11 protein-coding genes are annotated in these 15,410 nt (G+C 58.7%); 7 read left to right on the top strand and 4 right to left on the bottom strand.

Going from position 1 to position 15,410, the window contains the following annotated elements; genetic code table 11:
* Nucleotides 1–46 precede the first annotated feature (46 nt).
* Nucleotides 47–1,792, top strand: a complete 1,746-nt coding sequence (locus VIL42_04125; GenBank protein ID HEY8592036.1) for an ATP-binding protein — start codon at nucleotides 47–49, stop codon at nucleotides 1,790–1,792.
* Between the two features lie 771 nt (nucleotides 1,793–2,563).
* Here VIL42_04125 and VIL42_04120 read toward each other — a convergent pair.
* Nucleotides 2,564–3,202 carry a response regulator gene (locus VIL42_04120; GenBank protein ID HEY8592035.1) on the bottom strand — a complete coding sequence of 213 codons (639 nt, stop codon included), beginning with the start codon at nucleotides 3,200–3,202 and terminating at the stop codon, nucleotides 2,564–2,566.
* Between the two features lie 286 nt (nucleotides 3,203–3,488).
* Here VIL42_04120 and VIL42_04115 point away from each other — a divergent pair, with 286 nt between their 5' ends.
* From VIL42_04115 to VIL42_04095, 5 genes are all read left to right on the top strand, one after another.
* Nucleotides 3,489–3,758 (top strand): hypothetical protein, encoded by a 270-nt coding sequence (locus VIL42_04115; GenBank protein ID HEY8592034.1) that lies wholly within the window; start codon nucleotides 3,489–3,491, stop codon nucleotides 3,756–3,758.
* 1,508 nt (nucleotides 3,759–5,266) lie between these two features.
* Complete coding sequence (locus VIL42_04110) at nucleotides 5,267–6,694, top strand: ATP-binding protein (GenBank protein ID HEY8592033.1); 1,428 nt, start codon at nucleotides 5,267–5,269, stop codon at nucleotides 6,692–6,694.
* Nucleotides 6,695–6,984: 290 nt separating this feature from the next.
* Nucleotides 6,985–10,092, top strand: coding sequence for an EAL domain-containing protein (locus tag VIL42_04105; GenBank protein HEY8592032.1), 3,108 nt, complete (start codon nucleotides 6,985–6,987; stop codon nucleotides 10,090–10,092).
* Between the two features lie 506 nt (nucleotides 10,093–10,598).
* Nucleotides 10,599–12,338 carry a glycosyltransferase gene (locus tag VIL42_04100; GenBank protein HEY8592031.1) on the top strand — a complete coding sequence of 580 codons (1,740 nt, stop codon included), beginning with the start codon at nucleotides 10,599–10,601 and terminating at the stop codon, nucleotides 12,336–12,338.
* The gene (locus VIL42_04095; GenBank protein HEY8592030.1) at nucleotides 12,335–12,580 is read left to right on the top strand and encodes a hypothetical protein; all 246 of its coding nucleotides are present in this window, start codon (nucleotides 12,335–12,337) and stop codon (nucleotides 12,578–12,580) included. Before VIL42_04100 ends, VIL42_04095 begins: the two co-directional genes overlap by 4 nt.
* On the opposite strand, the gene VIL42_04090 is transcribed toward VIL42_04095, so the two are convergent.
* The 3 genes from VIL42_04090 to VIL42_04080 are packed head-to-tail and all read right to left on the bottom strand — an operon-like array spanning nucleotide 12,567 to nucleotide 14,452.
* Entirely contained in the window at nucleotides 12,567–12,968 is a 402-nt protein-coding gene (locus VIL42_04090; protein HEY8592029.1) for an ATP-binding protein, read from the bottom strand. The two genes, VIL42_04095 and VIL42_04090, sit on opposite strands and share 14 nt — an antisense overlap.
* Nucleotides 12,958–13,293 (bottom strand): STAS domain-containing protein, encoded by a 336-nt coding sequence (locus VIL42_04085; protein ID HEY8592028.1) that lies wholly within the window; start codon nucleotides 13,291–13,293, stop codon nucleotides 12,958–12,960. Before VIL42_04085 ends, VIL42_04090 begins: the two co-directional genes overlap by 11 nt.
* Nucleotides 13,294–13,300: 7 nt before the next feature.
* The gene (locus VIL42_04080; protein ID HEY8592027.1) at nucleotides 13,301–14,452 is read right to left on the bottom strand and encodes a SpoIIE family protein phosphatase; all 1,152 of its coding nucleotides are present in this window, start codon (nucleotides 14,450–14,452) and stop codon (nucleotides 13,301–13,303) included.
* 85 nt (nucleotides 14,453–14,537) lie between these two features.
* Here VIL42_04080 and bcsS point away from each other — a divergent pair, with 85 nt between their 5' ends.
* On the top strand, nucleotides 14,538–15,230 hold the full coding sequence (gene bcsS, locus VIL42_04075) for a cellulose biosynthesis protein BcsS (GenBank protein HEY8592026.1): 693 nt from the start codon (nucleotides 14,538–14,540) through the stop codon (nucleotides 15,228–15,230).
* The last annotated feature ends 180 nt before the right edge of the window (nucleotides 15,231–15,410 follow it).

The raw sequence follows: 15,410 nt of genomic DNA, 5'->3' as shown, positions 1-15,410 counted from the left end.
TTTTCACAACAGCGGACGGTCTGATACCGCCAAGTTGAGGACCAGGTTGCGCAAGCTCTACTCCCCAATTACCGCACTACTTGCGGTCGCCTCGACGATAGCTGCAGCTAGCTTCGCGCTTACAGCTGTATCCTACACAAGAATAACGCAGGTTGCCGAAAAGGCTGAGACAAACGAGTTCATCGTGCTGGTTTCAGCACAAAAGCTCAGCGTCGACCTACTAAACGCGCAGCGCGGATTCCGCGGCTATCTCATCTCTAACGATGCGCAATATCTCGACGCTTACGACGCTGCCATTGCTGCGGCGCAAGTCGACTTGCGCAAGCTGCGTGATGCCACGCGCGAGCGGCCGCAGGACATAGAAGATGTTCGGCAGCTTACGAGGGCGGCACGCGCCGCCCTTCAGATCTTCGGCAAAGGAGTGGAGCTTTCCCGTTTAGGTCGCCATCACGATGCTATTGATCTTGTGGAAAGCGGCGTCAGCAAGTCGCCTCTGGATCAAGCTGAAACCTTGCTCGCATCCATCCAGAACAGAGCATTAGCAGAGCGTACGAAGCGCGAAGCATTAGCCAGAGAGAGTGCTCGATCAGCAGCACGCGCTACGGTTCTGCTCGCAGCTCTGGCAATTCTCCTCGTCACCCTGGCACTTGTGGTCGGTTGGGCGGCACTGCGGGTTAAACAGCGGGAATCCAGAACTGCTCGCAGAGACCATGAACGGCTGCAGGAGCTTTTTTCCCAAGCGCCAGTGTTCATAGCCATCGGCAGTTTTCCCGATCTTCGCTTCGAATACGTCAATGAAGCTTATGAGCGTCTGGTCGGCCGCTCCGATCTTGTCGGCAAAACTGTAAGTGAGGCGCTCCCCGAGGTCGTATCACAGGGCTTCATCGAACTGCTGCAGCTTGCGGGGTCGGGAGAGGCTGTTTTGCGCCGTGCCGCGCCTCTGACACTTTGTCCTGAAGGCAGTGATCACGAGGTGGAAGCTTACGTCGACTTCAGCTTCCAGCCCGTGCGGGACGGATTTGGCAAGGTGATACGTATTTTTTGCGTTGGCTACGACGTCACTCGCGAGCACTCGATAAGGGCGCAGGCCACTCAATTGGCGCAAGAACTCGAAGACGCGCGCCAGGCCACGGCGCTGAGCAGTCTTGCCTCTACTATCGCACACGAACTCAATCAGCCACTCGGTGCTGCAAGCAATTACCTAGCGACGGCGCAGGCGCTTAGTGCCGAAACAAGTTTAAGGCGGACCAGAGTTGCCGAAGTCGTCGACCGGGCTAACGAACAGGTCCTGCGTGCCGGCGAGATCATAAGAGGCATCATGGCACTCGCCGGTCGGCGCCCGCTTCGTAGGCAAGATGTTATGCTGAAGGAGGCGATAGGAAGCGCCCTGAAGACAGCTAAGGTAAGCGGCAATCTTATTCCAAGTGTCCGTTGCCAATTCCCTAAAGAACCGCTGGTCGTGAAAGCTGATCGCGCGCAGTTGGAAGAGGTGATCCTCAACCTAGTCCGGAATGCTTCGCAAGCTTTAGGTGAAGACCCGGCTGGCAGGGTCACGATAGCGGTAGCACGCAGTAACGATTGTGCGGTCATAAAGGTCAGCGATAATGGGCCGGGTTTCGCTCCAGCCGTAATTCGCTCATCGCTCAAAATCGGCACCTCCACTACAGGCGGTCTCGGCCTCGGCCTGGCGATCGCCCGCACTATCGTTGAGGCGCACGACGGCAAGCTCAAGATAGATAACCTGCCGGACCGAGGAGCGCAGGTCCGCATCGAGCTACCGCTCGCGAATTGAGTTGATCGGAGCCGCGAGGCTCTTTTCGCGAGGGCCGTCGCCGAAGAAGGCTAAGCGGTTAGTTTGAAGGTCTGCGCTGTCATAAGTGGGGCATGCGACAGCGCAGAGCTCTTGACCTGAGAGCGGTCGTTTGGCTCTCACACCGAACTGAGAACCGGACTGCATCCCAGCACCCGCTGCTACCGCACGCGCTGAGCGGAACTTAAGAACGCCAACGGAAGATCAGACGAGCAACGGATTGCGAGATGGATCGCCAACCGCCGCGAAATAGCTATCCATCGCTTTACGGCCTCCGGCAGTTAGATTCACAAAGTGCCGCCTACCGTCTGTGAGATCGGGTCTACGATCACACAGGCCTTCTCTAATAAGCGCCTGAAGGTGGCGCAGCGCCGTGGCGTGCGGCACGCTGGCGGCTTCGAGGGTATTCGAGACAGTTGTGCGTGCGCCAAAAAGTTCGGTGGCGTAAAGGTGCAGCAACATGTCCCACGCGGGATCAGCAAAAAGGCGGTCGGGGAAAAACCGAGCTCGGGCACGCCGTCGTTGCCACATCCGCTCAACCGCGACAGGGCTGAGAACCGAAGGGCAATCGCTTACGGTAAATACATGTGCGGGAGCTTCGCTCGCCACCTGCCATTCCGCTGCGCCATGTTGAAGCAAAGTACGTCCTCCTCTGGACGTACAATGTGGCAGTCAAGGCGGTGTTGAAATACAGGGTCATCGCGACAGGATATTCACTACCGGTATTCCCCGGTACCTACACAGCCTATCGCGTCATAACTGGAGCGGTTTCAAATCGCCAATGGTGGCGACACGAACCGCTTCTATGGTCGTTCGAACGCCAAGTTTATGAAGTAAGTTGTTGCGGTACATTTCTACCGTGCGGTCACTGATACCTAGTTGACGAGCGATTGTCTTGTGAGATCCACCTGCTACCAATCCTTGCAGTACTTCAAGCTCACGAGAGCTTAGTACATCCAACTTCCCTCTAGCTTGCTTCGCCCGTTGGACGACTTCTACCCTGCTCAGCAGATCTTCGTAGCTGCTGTCCAGCATATTGATCAGATCGGTCGCGCTAAATGGCTTTTCGATGAAGTCCACGGCGCCTCGCTTTAGCGACCGTACCGCCGTCTCGATATCACCATGACCAGTCACAATGATTACTGCAAAGTTCACTAAGCAAGGATCGCGGCTCTCAAGAAGGTCTAAACCGCTCACCTCCGGCATTCGCACATCTAGCAGCAAGGCACCTGGCGGAAGATTCTGGCATTCTCGAAGAAAATTCAACGCCGACGAAAAACCTGAGGCAACGAAACCATTTGCTTCGAGCAACATCAGCAACGATGTACGAAAGGTTTCGTCGTCGTCTACGACGTACACGCGCTTCAACGTAGCGCCTGGTTCGTCAGCCAAAAGGTTCTCCTGCGTCCGCACACGAGATCATGCTAGCCGCAGGAAAATAGATGGCAATGGATGTGTGCGGATTGCTCCGAAAAATCTAATCAGCGGACCGCGCAAAGCTGATCATCAGATGCAAGAGCGTTGAGCACGCCTCTGCCTGCTCGCCGCTATCCAGCCGCTCATCGAAGAGCGGAGTTAGCCGCCGCTCAACAAAGTGAGAGGGCCCAGAGTAAGATAACCTCCACTCTGGGAACATGCGACGTTGAGCGTCTCCTTGCTTCAATATACGAATGTCGCAGTGACGATCGTCGGCCATGATGCTTCGGATTACGGATCCAAGTTGATGGCCCGGACCCTCAAGATATTGAGCGAAGAGCTTGCCGGAAAATATGAGCGCTCCGGTGACACTGCACGCCTCGTTGCGAGAGCGCGCCTGTTCAACAAGCGCCCCCATCGCCTCGTCAGCGTGGCCCGCATTAAGCCGGCTGATGCTCACGTACATAAAGCGCTCAAGCATTGGTTAGCCTGTGCCCTCTCAAGCAACCCGAAAACAGCCTGCCGGATCTAAGAAGGAACTATGATTGACCCTTCTGATCGTCGCTGAATTTATCTCCGCAGCGATCGCTAGTTCTAATGTGCGCTTCTGCCTCGAGTCGAGCCGACTCTGCCAGCTGAACGGCGGCTACTCGAGCCGTCGGACCCACAGCCTTCCCGGCCCGTGCATAGTAGTGAGCGGCTTCAACCTGAAGCTTCAAGATCTCTTCGATCTCGCGCATGGTTACCTCGACTCGGCAATAAGGCAGCCAAAGTTTCGTAGTGAGCGTACAGCAAAACAATAACTCTGTTCAAGATACCGCAGGTTAGCACCTTGGCTTGCGTGCGCGAGGGAACGCCGCTCGCGCGGCGCTGTTATTCACAACTAATGTTCTTGTCGAAGCTGTTTGATCGCAGCTGTTCGCCGGAGTTGATTGGCCACTGCAACGTTGCTGATTCACTTTTGAATTGAAGGCCAAATTGGTCACCGTTCCGCCAGCCCTCGCTCTTCCGGACCGCTGCTCCTCAGCGAGTATTCGACGCGCGTCTATTCAGATCGTGGGCACTCTAGCGATGCGAATACCGTAGCGCTCCCACCGGGATTTTCCGAGATTGTCGTCTGGCAATGGCTGGGTTCACAACGAGTAGGTTGAGTTACCCGTTGTATGGGAGAGTCCCGCAATGCAGCAGCCAAACTGGTCCGCTTGCTTGGTAGACGCTTTATCAAAGGCCTCTGAAGCGCCTCATCCCAAGATTCGACTAGCTTACATGGAACTAGCCGACTTCTACCTGGCTCAGGCACGTCGATTTGGAACTCCCGTCGACTCAGTCAGTCGGCGGGCGAACTGATGGGGATTGGCATCCCGGTACACAGCGAGCGGCGTGCGAAGCTGCGGTCCCAAACCTTGGTCCCCGCGATACTTACAGCCGGCGCGTACCGGGCCCCGGTCACGGTTCTCAACGTCAGTCAGGGCGGAGCGATGTTACGCTCGTCGCTTAAAGTCGGGCTCGGATCATCGGTTCAGCTCACCTGTGGCGGAACCGACGTAAGAGCGAGAATTGTCTGGATGAATGGTGATCACTTGGGCGCTCAGTTCATGCCCGAGATCAGTGAAGCACAGGTGGCGCAGCAAGTGCAGCGCACCGCCGCGATCGAGAGGTTTCGCGTGGCATGTTCCAATCGAGTGTCGTCGTCAAAATGAACCAAGGCCCTCACGTCCGGTATCCAACCAAAGTATACATTGGAAATCAATTTCGGCCCGAATGACGACCGATTAGGACGCAGCTGAGCCATTCGTGGCGGACTAACGCGATATGGCATCAATCGAGAAAACGCGTTAGCCTTGAGTGTCTTCGGCCGGGGGGCCACCAATGCCAGATGTAGTGCGTCCGTCCGCGGCTTTACCGCCGTTCCTGTATGCTTCTGACGTATCAGACTTGATCGCAGGTGTTGCGTGGGAGGAAACTAGTCTGGGGCCGATTAGCAGTTGGCCTCAAGCACTTCAAACGGCCTTAGGCTTCATTCTTAGAAGCACCGAGCCAATGAACCTCGTGTGGGGCGATAAGCTTCTAACATTCTACAACGACGCTTATCGAGCAGCCCTGCTGTGGTCGCTTCCCGACGGGATTGGTCAGCCATACCCTCAATTCCGACCGGATGTGTGGCCGCGCGTCGAACATGTCGTTCGCATGGTTCTGGACGGCGACCCGGTCAAAGTCGAAAACATAAATGTGCGCACGAAGCGGGGCGGAACCGAAGAAGATGCCTTTTTCAGACTCGAATGCATTCCAATACTCGACGGCAACAAAGTTGCGGGCGCCCTTTCTACGCTTGTGGAGACGACACAGCACGTTCAGATCCACACAGACCTGCGGGACGAAAACCGCCGGCTTACAACTCTGTTAGATCTCATTCCCCAGATGGTCTGGTCCACAAGACCGGACGGTTATCACGATTTCTATAGCCAAGGTTGGTACGAGTTCACCGGCGCCGCCTTAGGCTCGACCGACGGTGACGGATGGAATGACATGTTTCATCCCGACGACAGTGAGCGCGCCTGGGCTGTTTGGCGACACTCACTGGAGACCGGCGTCGACTACGAGATCCGATACAGGCTGCGACATGCCGACGGAAGCTATAGATGGATGCTCGGCCGAGCACGTCCTCAGCGCGGATCGCACGGCGAAATCGTGAGATGGTATGGCACATGCACGGACATTGATGACGAGGTGCAAGCCAGGGCTCGCATTGATGAACTGCAGGCCGAATTGACACATCTCGCGCGAGTGAGGGCCATGGACAGCATGGCTGCCACCTTAGCTCACGAGGTCAATCAACCACTAGGGGCTGCCGCGAACCTCACCGCAGTCTTGAAACATTTGATCAGGTCTTCAGATCTCGATCGCGCGGCGGTTCGTGAGGTCTCAAAAAAAATTGAAGAAGCCGTTCTTCATGCAGGCCACTTGATAAAACGTCTTCGTCAGCAATTGAAACGCCGGCCTCGCACTTTGCAAGTTCTGCATCTTGAACAGCAGATCGACGAAGCGATAACGGCGACACGGCACCTGCTCGACGACGGCATTGCTATGCGAGCTCATTGTGAAGCCAACTTACATGTTCAGGCAGACCCTGTAGAGTTGCAGCAGGTACTCACGAATATTCTTAAAAATGCAGCCGAGGCCGCAAATGGCACTCCAGGGGCTAGCGTTACCGTAAGCGGCTCAAGAACTTCAGATAAGGTTTGCATCGTTGTGACGGATACCGGTGCCGGCTTCGCCGATGAGCGCCTTCAAAATCCGTTTGGTCCCTTCACATCGACGAAAGCTGAAGGCCTCGGGATCGGATTATCGATCTGCCGGACCATCGTAGAATCGCTGGGGGGCAACATCTCACTTGCGAATGCTGCACACGGTGGTGCGGAGGTTACGATCGAGCTCCCGTCAGCGGGTGAAATTCAGTCATTCGCGTAATCATCCGGGGGGGGGGGAATGTCGGCTTTCCACCAATTCACGACATTGGCCGCTTGGGTCTGCTTTCGACCCAAACCGGACAAAACGTAAAAAGCAACGGAAACGGACCCATTCTCTAGGGAGCGTCAATCATCGCAGTTCACAGTCGCTGAATGGTGCTACGTCGATCACTAACCGTTGCTAAAGCGTTCACCGAAAGGTGTCGGGTGGAGGCCAATGCGGAGCTTTCGAGTGTGCTCCGGATTCTGTCAGGGACATTCTACCGGTGCGAAATAAATGGCCCCTGGCGGATGGCCTTCCTAAGCCACGGCGTCGTTGAACTTACCGGCTATTCTCCAAAGCACTTTGAGAGTTGTCCTTGGGCAGATCTGATCGTGCCGGAAGACCGCAAGCACTTGGAAGCGGACGTTGAAAAGGCAGTCGCGGAGCGACGGATCTTTTGTCTAGAGTATCGCATCGTAACTCGAGCGGGCCAAACGGTCTGGGTGCGCGATCGCGGCAAAGCAATGTACAGTGAAACTGGGGATCCTCTGTTCCTCGAAGGTATAATCACTGACATCAGCTTAGAACATAGTCTCAAGGCCGAGACTGCGGCGGCGAACGAAGCGGAGTCCAGTTTACGAGCTCGCCTGTCCGCTGTTCTCGAAAGCACTTCGGACTGCGTCATCACGTTTGATGAAGCCTGGCGTTTCACATACCTAAACAGTCGAGCCAGCAGCGAACTTGGTCCTGCCGACGAGCTCCTAGGCCGTCACGTGCTGGAGGTGTTTCCATCGGTGGTGGAAACGCCGTTCTGGGCAACTTACCAGCAGGTAATGGCTGACCGAAAGCCACGTAGAGTTGAAGGCTTCGTTGCCGGGATAGACTCTTGGTATGAAGCCTACGCCGCTCCAAGCGAAGGCGGGATCAGCGTCTTCTTTTCAAATATTGATAACCGGAAAGCTACCGATCAGGCACTTAAAGATAATCATCAGCGATTGCAGAAAACGTTGGACCACATTCCTCAGATGGTTTGGTCCACACGTCCAGACGGTCATCACGATTACTTCAGTGGTCTCTGGTACGAGTTCACGGGTGTAGATGCCGGCGCAACTGACGGCGACGCCTGGAACACAGTGTTCCACCCTGATGACCGAGAGCGGGCGTGGGATGCATGGAAACATTCCCTCGCAACGGGTGAACCATACGAGATTGAATACCGCCTTCGCCATGTATCGGGGCAGTATAGATGGGTGCTCGGGCGAGCATGGGCTGAGCGCGATGAACATGGTCGAATTGTGCGCTGGTACGGCACGTGCACCGATGTCGACGATCGCGTCGTTGCGGAGCAGGCGCTACAGGAGAGCGAGGCGAGGACCGACCGAATATTGAACTCGGTCCCGCAAGTCACTTGGGCAGCAGGACCTGACGGTAAGCTCAATTTCGTTAGTCAGCAGTGGTCAGTCTTGTATGGCGGAGAACCTGCAAGCTTGGCCGGTGAAGGTTGGCTGCGGATCGTACATCCCGACGACGTCGCGGAAGTAGCTACCGCGTGGTCCGCTGCAATGGGCAGATGCGAGCCATACCAGAATGAATTTCGCGTGGTCTTACCGGACGGAAGCCATCGTTGGGTTTCGGTCAGCGCACTTCCTGATCTGAAGGATGGACAACTGCTGGGCTGGTATGGAACCTGCGCAGACGTTCACGACCGAGTTGTTGCGCAGCAAGCGTTGCGTGACAGCGAGCAGCTCCACCGCAGCATTCTCGAGGCAAGTGCTGACTGTATCAAAGTCATCGATCTCGACGGTCGCATCGAACTCATGAACCCCCCGGGCCAGAAGGCGATCGGGATTGAGGTCATGGATGATTGGCTGGGAAGGCGCTGGCCGGAGCTTTGGCCCGGCGAAAGCAGGGAGGTGGTTGAAGCTGCGCTGGATGCAGCCCGGCTCGGAAACGTCGTGCGCTTTTCTGGGTACTGCCCGATCCTCTGCGGTGAGGGGAAGTGGTGGGATGTCGTGGTCTCGCCAATCTCCAACGACTGCGGCGTTGTTCAACGTATCCTCGCTATCTCACGCGACATCACACGTGAGCGGGAGGCTGCCGAGCAGCTCAAATGGGCAAGCGAGCACGACGCCCTGACGTCGCTGCCGAACCGCCGGGCGTTCCAATCGCGGCTGCAGGCTGCGACGATCCGGTCGATGGAGGCAGGAACGTCAGTGGGCCTTCTCCTTATCGACCTCGACCACTTTAAATACGTCAACGATAGTCTCGGCCATGCGGCTGGGGACAAACTGCTAGAAGCTTTCGGAGCCCGTCTTAAGGAGAGCATCCGGTCAACTGATTTCGTCGCCCGCTTAGGCGGTGATGAGTTTGCGGTCATCCTCGAGGGCCAAATCACCGAACACACGTTATTAGAAACAGGAGAGTCGGTTCTCCAGCGCGTAAAGCAGCCAATGACATTCAACGGCAGAATGATGAGCGTGGGCGCTAGCATCGGCGGAGCGATCTTTCCGGACGATGCTCAGAACGCAAACGAGTTGTTCAATAATGCGGATACGGCGCTCTATGCCCTGAAAGAGCGAGGTCGCGGAGGAACGAAAATGTTCCACCAGCACTTGCGCGAAGAGGCCCAGAAAGTCGCGACGCAGCTAACACAAGCGCGTATCGCGGTGTCCGAGAATTCCGTCGAGCCGTACTACCAGCAGAAGGTGCATTTAGGGACGGGTGAGGTGCGCGGTTTTGAAGCCCTCCTTCGTTGGCACCATCCCACGCGCGGTATGCAAATGCCTGAGACAGTTGCAGAGGCCTTCAAAGACTATGAATTGGCCACGAAGATCGGCGACCTCATGCACCGACGCGTTCTTGCCGACATGCGCGCTTGGCTGAGGCAAGGTCTGCAATTCGGTGTTGTCGCAGTGAACGCGGCTCCGGCAGAGTTCCTCAGGGATGATTTCGCTGAACGGCTCCTATTCAAAGTGCAGGAATACGGTGTTCCCCCAGACCTCCTTGAGCTTGAGGTAACGGAACACGTTTTCTACGACCGCACGTCCAACCACGTGAGCCGCGCACTGGCGACCTTGAACCGTGCTGGCGTTCGAGTCGCTCTTGACGACTTCGGCACAGGGTACTCATCACTGTCGCACCTTCGCGACTTCCCCGTCGACGTTCTCAAGATCGACCAATCGTTCGTTGCCCGCTTAGAGGATGACCCCGAGATTGCTGCGATCGTCGCAGCAGTCATCGACCTTGGCGCGAGACTCAAGATAGAGGTCGTCGCCGAGGGGGTTGAGTCCGCCAGGCAAAGGCAGCTGTTGCGTGAGCAAGGATGTGTGCTTGGCCAAGGGCATCTCTTCGGACGCGCAATAAGGCCGGACGAGGTTCCGCCTGTGCTCACCAAAGCCCGTTTGATCGCAGCCTAGCACCCTTCCGCTTCCCACCACTCACGACACTCGCCGCTTAGGTCTGCTTTCGACCCAAAGCGGCGCTTCAGCGCAACGGCGATCATGATGGCCGAGTGGGCGAACTGCGTTTTCGACTGGGCGAGATAATTGACTTTGCCCACTAGAAAGCCGTGGCAGCTGCCCGTCAAATGAGGCGCGGAGTCACTCTTACGGTATCTGCGGGACGGCGCGGAACAGGGACTCTTCACCCGTTTGGGTGGTAGCCGGCAATGTCGAAAAGGCGAGTGGCGATGGCGCCGCCGCGCGACAGGCGAGGTGGGGGGAACTGGACGTCTCGCTAGTGAAGGTTGCCGCTGAGCGGTTGAAGCCTTAACGGCTGTTGGCCGTTGCGCACTTACGTCCCAGCCTCTCGCACGATCAGAGAGTAGGAGCTTCGATCTAGCCGAATGGCCACGCCGTCCTTTTACTTTTCCAGTTTCGAGAGCCGGTTACCCGGTCCGCCGATTACGCCCGGCGCCCTTGTCATGGGCCTGTGGCAGTTCTTCGCGACCATCGCCGCTATACTGGGTGCCTGGTACATCGTCTGGCGCTGGACGAGTTCGCTCAATCCCGACGCCTTGTGGTTCTCGATCCCGATGGCACTTGGCGAGACCTGCGCGTACCTGGGCCTACTCCTCTTCTTCTATAATATGTGGGGTATCGACGATCCCGCGCAGCAGCCTCCACCTGCGCGGATCGGCGACTGCGACCCGTCAGCGCCCGAACCCGACCGTGCGGTTAGCGTCGACGTATTCATCACGACCTACAATGAGGAAGAGGACCTTGTGCGCCTGTCGATCCGCGACGCGCTGAACGTGCGCGTACCGGCCGGCGTGGTGGTGAAGGTCCACGTCCTCGACGACGGCCGCCGGGCGTCGATGCGGGAGATCGCCGAACGGGAGGGCGCCAATTACATCAGCCGGGACAACAATCTCGGCTACAAGGCCGGCAACCTACGTAATGCGATGGAGCAGACGGACGGCGATTTCATCGTCATCTGCGATGCCGACACCCGACTGCTGCCGCCCATGCTCGAAAACGTGCTTGGCTATTTCCGCGACCCGGACGTCGCATTCGTCCAGACGCCGCAATGGTTCTATGACCTACCGCCGGGAGAGCGGCTGAGCGAGCGCTGGGGCCGCAGCGCGGGCGCGGCAGGGCGCGCCGCCGGCCGCGCGATCGAGACAATATTCGGTGAGATTCGCGTGGGCGCCGATCCGTTCAACAATGATGCGTCGATCTTCTACGAGGTGATCCTGAGGCGGCGGAACCGGGCCAACGCGGCCTTCTGTTGCGGCGCCGCGTCGATCCACCGGCGCGAAGCCGTCATGTACGTCGCGCTTCGTGCCTATGGCGATGCGATCCGCCGCGCATCCGCGGAAAAGAGGTCGCTGCTTGAGCGGATCCGCAGGCGCGCGCGGGACCCGAACGTCGCGGCGCTTCGCCTGTGGGAGGCGGCACGCGAGGAGGAGCTGACGCCGTACAAGTTCCACGTTTCCGAAGACATCTACACGTCGATCGTCCTGCAACAGGACCGCAGCCGCCGCTGGAAGAGCGTGATGCATCCTTTTGCGGAGTCGCGCATGCTATCGCCGCAGGACCTGCTCACCTGGACCATCCAACGGTTCAAATATGCAGGGGGCAGCCTCGACATCCTGATCCACGACAATCCGATCACCGCGCGCGGCCTCTCGCTGCCGCAGCGGCTCATGTATCTCAACACTTTCTGGTCGTACCTGGGCGCGCTGTGGAACCTGATGTTCCTGATCGCGCCCGCGATCTACCTGTTCACTGCCATTGCGCCGGTGTCGGCATATACGGCTGACTTCTTCATCCGCCTGGTTCCGTTCCTGATCATGGTCGAACTGGCGATGCTGTTCGGTTTCTGGGGATATAGCGGCTACAAGAGCAAGGTCAGCTATCTCGCCTCATTTCCGCTGTCGCTGCAAGCGTTGTGGGCAGTGATCCGCAACAAGCCGATCAAGTTCCACGTCACGCCAAAGGAGCGGCAGGAGGGCAATTTCCTGCACATCGTCTGGCCGCAGGTTGCGATCGCCGCACTGACCCTGGTCGCGATAGGCTTCGGCATGGTCCAGCTGTTGCGCGATGTCGAGGCCTACACGCCCGAAGGCGTGCTCGCGAACAGCTTGTGGGGTCTCAATAACGTGGCAGCCATGTTGCTGATGATACGCGCCGCATTCTGGAAGCCGGAGACAAAAGCATGAGCGTCCGCCAGAACATCGTCAGGGGCCGAAGCCACCTGATCTTCATCGCCGGCCTGCTTGCGGCCTCGGCCTTCATCCTGTGGGCGGAGAGCCGGGATCCGGATGCGTGGGGCCAGGAACAGAGCACTGCACTGGCCGCAGGCGCGGGTCCGACGGTCGTTGCCCATTTTCAAAATGCAGAAGCGGCACGCGACGCCTGCGCCTCGTTGAAGGCGCAGAGCTGCCGCGTCATCCAGCCTTGATCAACCGCAGGTGATTGCGGGTGCCGATGCGGCTGTATTCCAGCGCATCGGTGCACGCCCGAAGGATCGCCACCCCGCGGCCGCTTTCGGCCACGGACGATGTCGAGGCCGGCGCATCGAAAGTGTGTTCGGCGAAGCCTGGCGCATCATCGACCAGCTCGACGCAGAAGCCCTGGGGGCCGGTACCGGCCGAAACCTCGATCGACCCCGCGCTGCCTGAATAGCCGTGGAAAACGATGTTATTCGCGGCTTCGACCGCGGCTATTTCCAGATCGTCGACGGCAGCGGGCGCTAACCCCGCAGCTTCCGCCGCCCGCCGCACGAACGCCGCAATCTCGCGCACCTGCTCGAACGTCGCGTCGACGCTTAGTCGCGCTTCAATTGCCAAGAGCCGCCCGCGCTTCTTCGACGCTGTCGAACTGCCTGAACAATCGGTCGAGGCTGGTGATCTGGAGCAGGCGTTTGAGCGGTGCCTGCGCACCGGCGATGACCAGCGTTGCGCCTTCCGGCAGCCGCTTCATCACGCCGACGATTGCCCCGAGGCCGGTCGAATCGACGAAGGCCAGGCCGCTCGCGTCGAGAATGACTGCCCGGACGTCGGTGCTAAGCCCGCTGTCCAGCGCCTGCTTGAACGCAGGCGTTGCGGCAGCATCCAGGCGATCGCCGTCCACACCCACCACGGCCACTCCGTCGTCAATCCAGATCGTCGTCATTTTGCAGCTATTCCTCGCAACGTTGCACGGCCAGCACTGAAAGGTCGTCAGGCGGAGGGCTGTCGCCGCGCCGCCTGGCCAGTTCGAGCCTCATGGAGGAAACGAACGCATCAACCGTCAGCGAAGTAGCGTCCGCGCAGAATCGGACCAGCGCGAGCTCGTCCATGCCGCTTTCCATCACGCCATCGCTGTAGCAGACAAGCCGGTCGCCTACGTCGAGCTCGATCTCATCGGCAGCGAACGGGGCGTCGGGGAAAAGCCCTAACGGCATGTTCCCTTTTTCCACCAGCTGCCAACGCGTACCTTGCCGCAGCACTGGTGGAGGGTGCCCGCAGCGAAGCACTTGCATCTTTCCACCGCGCGCTTTGCACAGGAGGGCAGTCGCATAGCTATCGCCAGGCTGATCGAGGAGTTCCCGGTTGATCGTCTCGGCGATCGCCACCAGGCTGAGCCCGCCACGTGCAAGGCTCACGAGACGCTGGTGAATAGCAAAGCTGTTGAGCGCGGCCGGCACGCCGTGGCCGGACACGTCGATTGCGAAGAAGAAGGTGCCCGAAGGCAGCTCGATCAGGCCGAAGCTGTCCCCCCCCATTTCGATCGATGGCTGGATGAAAGCTGCATGCTCCAGTTCGCCGGTAACGCCGTCGCCGGGGATCAGGCTCAGCTGCATTGCCGCGGCGGCGTCGACGTCCGCCTTGAGTTGCTTATAGGCCTGGCGGATCCGGACCATCGACGACGCGAGCGAGCGATTGCGGCGAGCTAGCCGCTGTTGAAGCTCGATCACTCGGCGGACGGTGGTGATGCCGAGCTCCAGCTGCACGGGCGTGATCGGCTTGTAGAGGAAATCGTCGGCACCCGCATCGAGCGCCGTCTTCATCGTCCTTTCGTGGCCCGCGGCAGTGATGAGGATGACGTGCAGGTAGTGATCGACCTCACCCCGCGCCAGCTGGATCAATTCAACGCCGTTCATCCGGGGCATCATCCAGTCGGTGATCAGGACGTCGAACCTTGCGGATCTCAAAGAGGCGAGCCCCGCCTCACCGTCGGCAGCGATCTCGACGCGGCAGCCAAGCTGCTCGAGGTGCAGCGCCAGGTAGGCAGCCGCAATGTCGTCATCCTCGACGACAAGAATTCGGAGTGGAATTTCGCTCGCAGCCATTATGACGCTCGGAAACGTTAGTGCTCGCGACAGGTGCCGTCTACAGGCGGTGCCGGCGGGAATGTTCGGGAGGAAGTTTGTGCGGTTGTACGGATTGGCAGCATGTGCGCTTGCTTGGAGCGTTGGGGGAACCGCACAGGCGCAGGACTATCGCGGTGTCGCATTCGCGGGCGCGTCGCTTGGGCAGGGGAACAGTGCCTATGTCGGAGCAGTCGCCTCGCTCCCCGGCGCCTCCCTGGGCCGTGGTCTTGCCGTGCGCGGCACTGCAATCGCTGGCAACTACAGGTATGCGGAGAATGGGACGTCGATCCGCGGGCGCTATCGGGGTGGCGAAGCCGCGCTGGTGTACCAATTGTCCGGAAACTTCGGCTGGTCGAACCTGTCCGTAGGCCCACGCGTAACCAAAACGAGTTTGTCTCCGGCCGATCCTAAGAATGAGCTGCAAGGCACCCGCTGGGACTTGGGCCTCCAGGCGGACGGTGCCTTCAACTTGGACCCTCAATGGCGACTTACCTATCTTGGTAGTTTCGGCGTCAAACATGGCGCTTACCTCGCCAGGGCGGCCGTTGGGCGGTTGGTCAATCGAGAGAAGCAAACACGCATCGGGGTCGAAGGCACGATTCAGGGCGATCCGGCCTACAATTCGCGGAGCGCCGGCGTCTTTGCCTCCACCCAGATCGCCAAAGCCACCGAGATCCAGCTGTCCGCAGGCATTCGCGATCAGGAAGCGCGCAAGCCGGGCGCCTATGTCGGGTTCGGCGGCAGTTTCCTGTTCTAGCTTGCACGAGCCGCTCACAGGCTCGCCCCACCGCATGCTATAATGCGGACAAGCCGCTGTAGACGGCGAGCGAGGCACAGTCCGCTCCACGCGGCAGTTACACGTCTGATCTCCGGGGCTCGCTCTCGCCGGAAAAGAAGCCCGTCTCGAGTCAGGGCAGAGGCGTTTCTGAGGGCCTGA

The organism is Sphingomicrobium sp. (assembly GCA_036563485.1).
Lineage (GTDB): Bacteria > Pseudomonadota > Alphaproteobacteria > Sphingomonadales > Sphingomonadaceae > Sphingomicrobium.
Note: the sequence above shows the minus strand (reverse complement) of the source record. Positions and strands in the feature narration are given on the sequence as shown.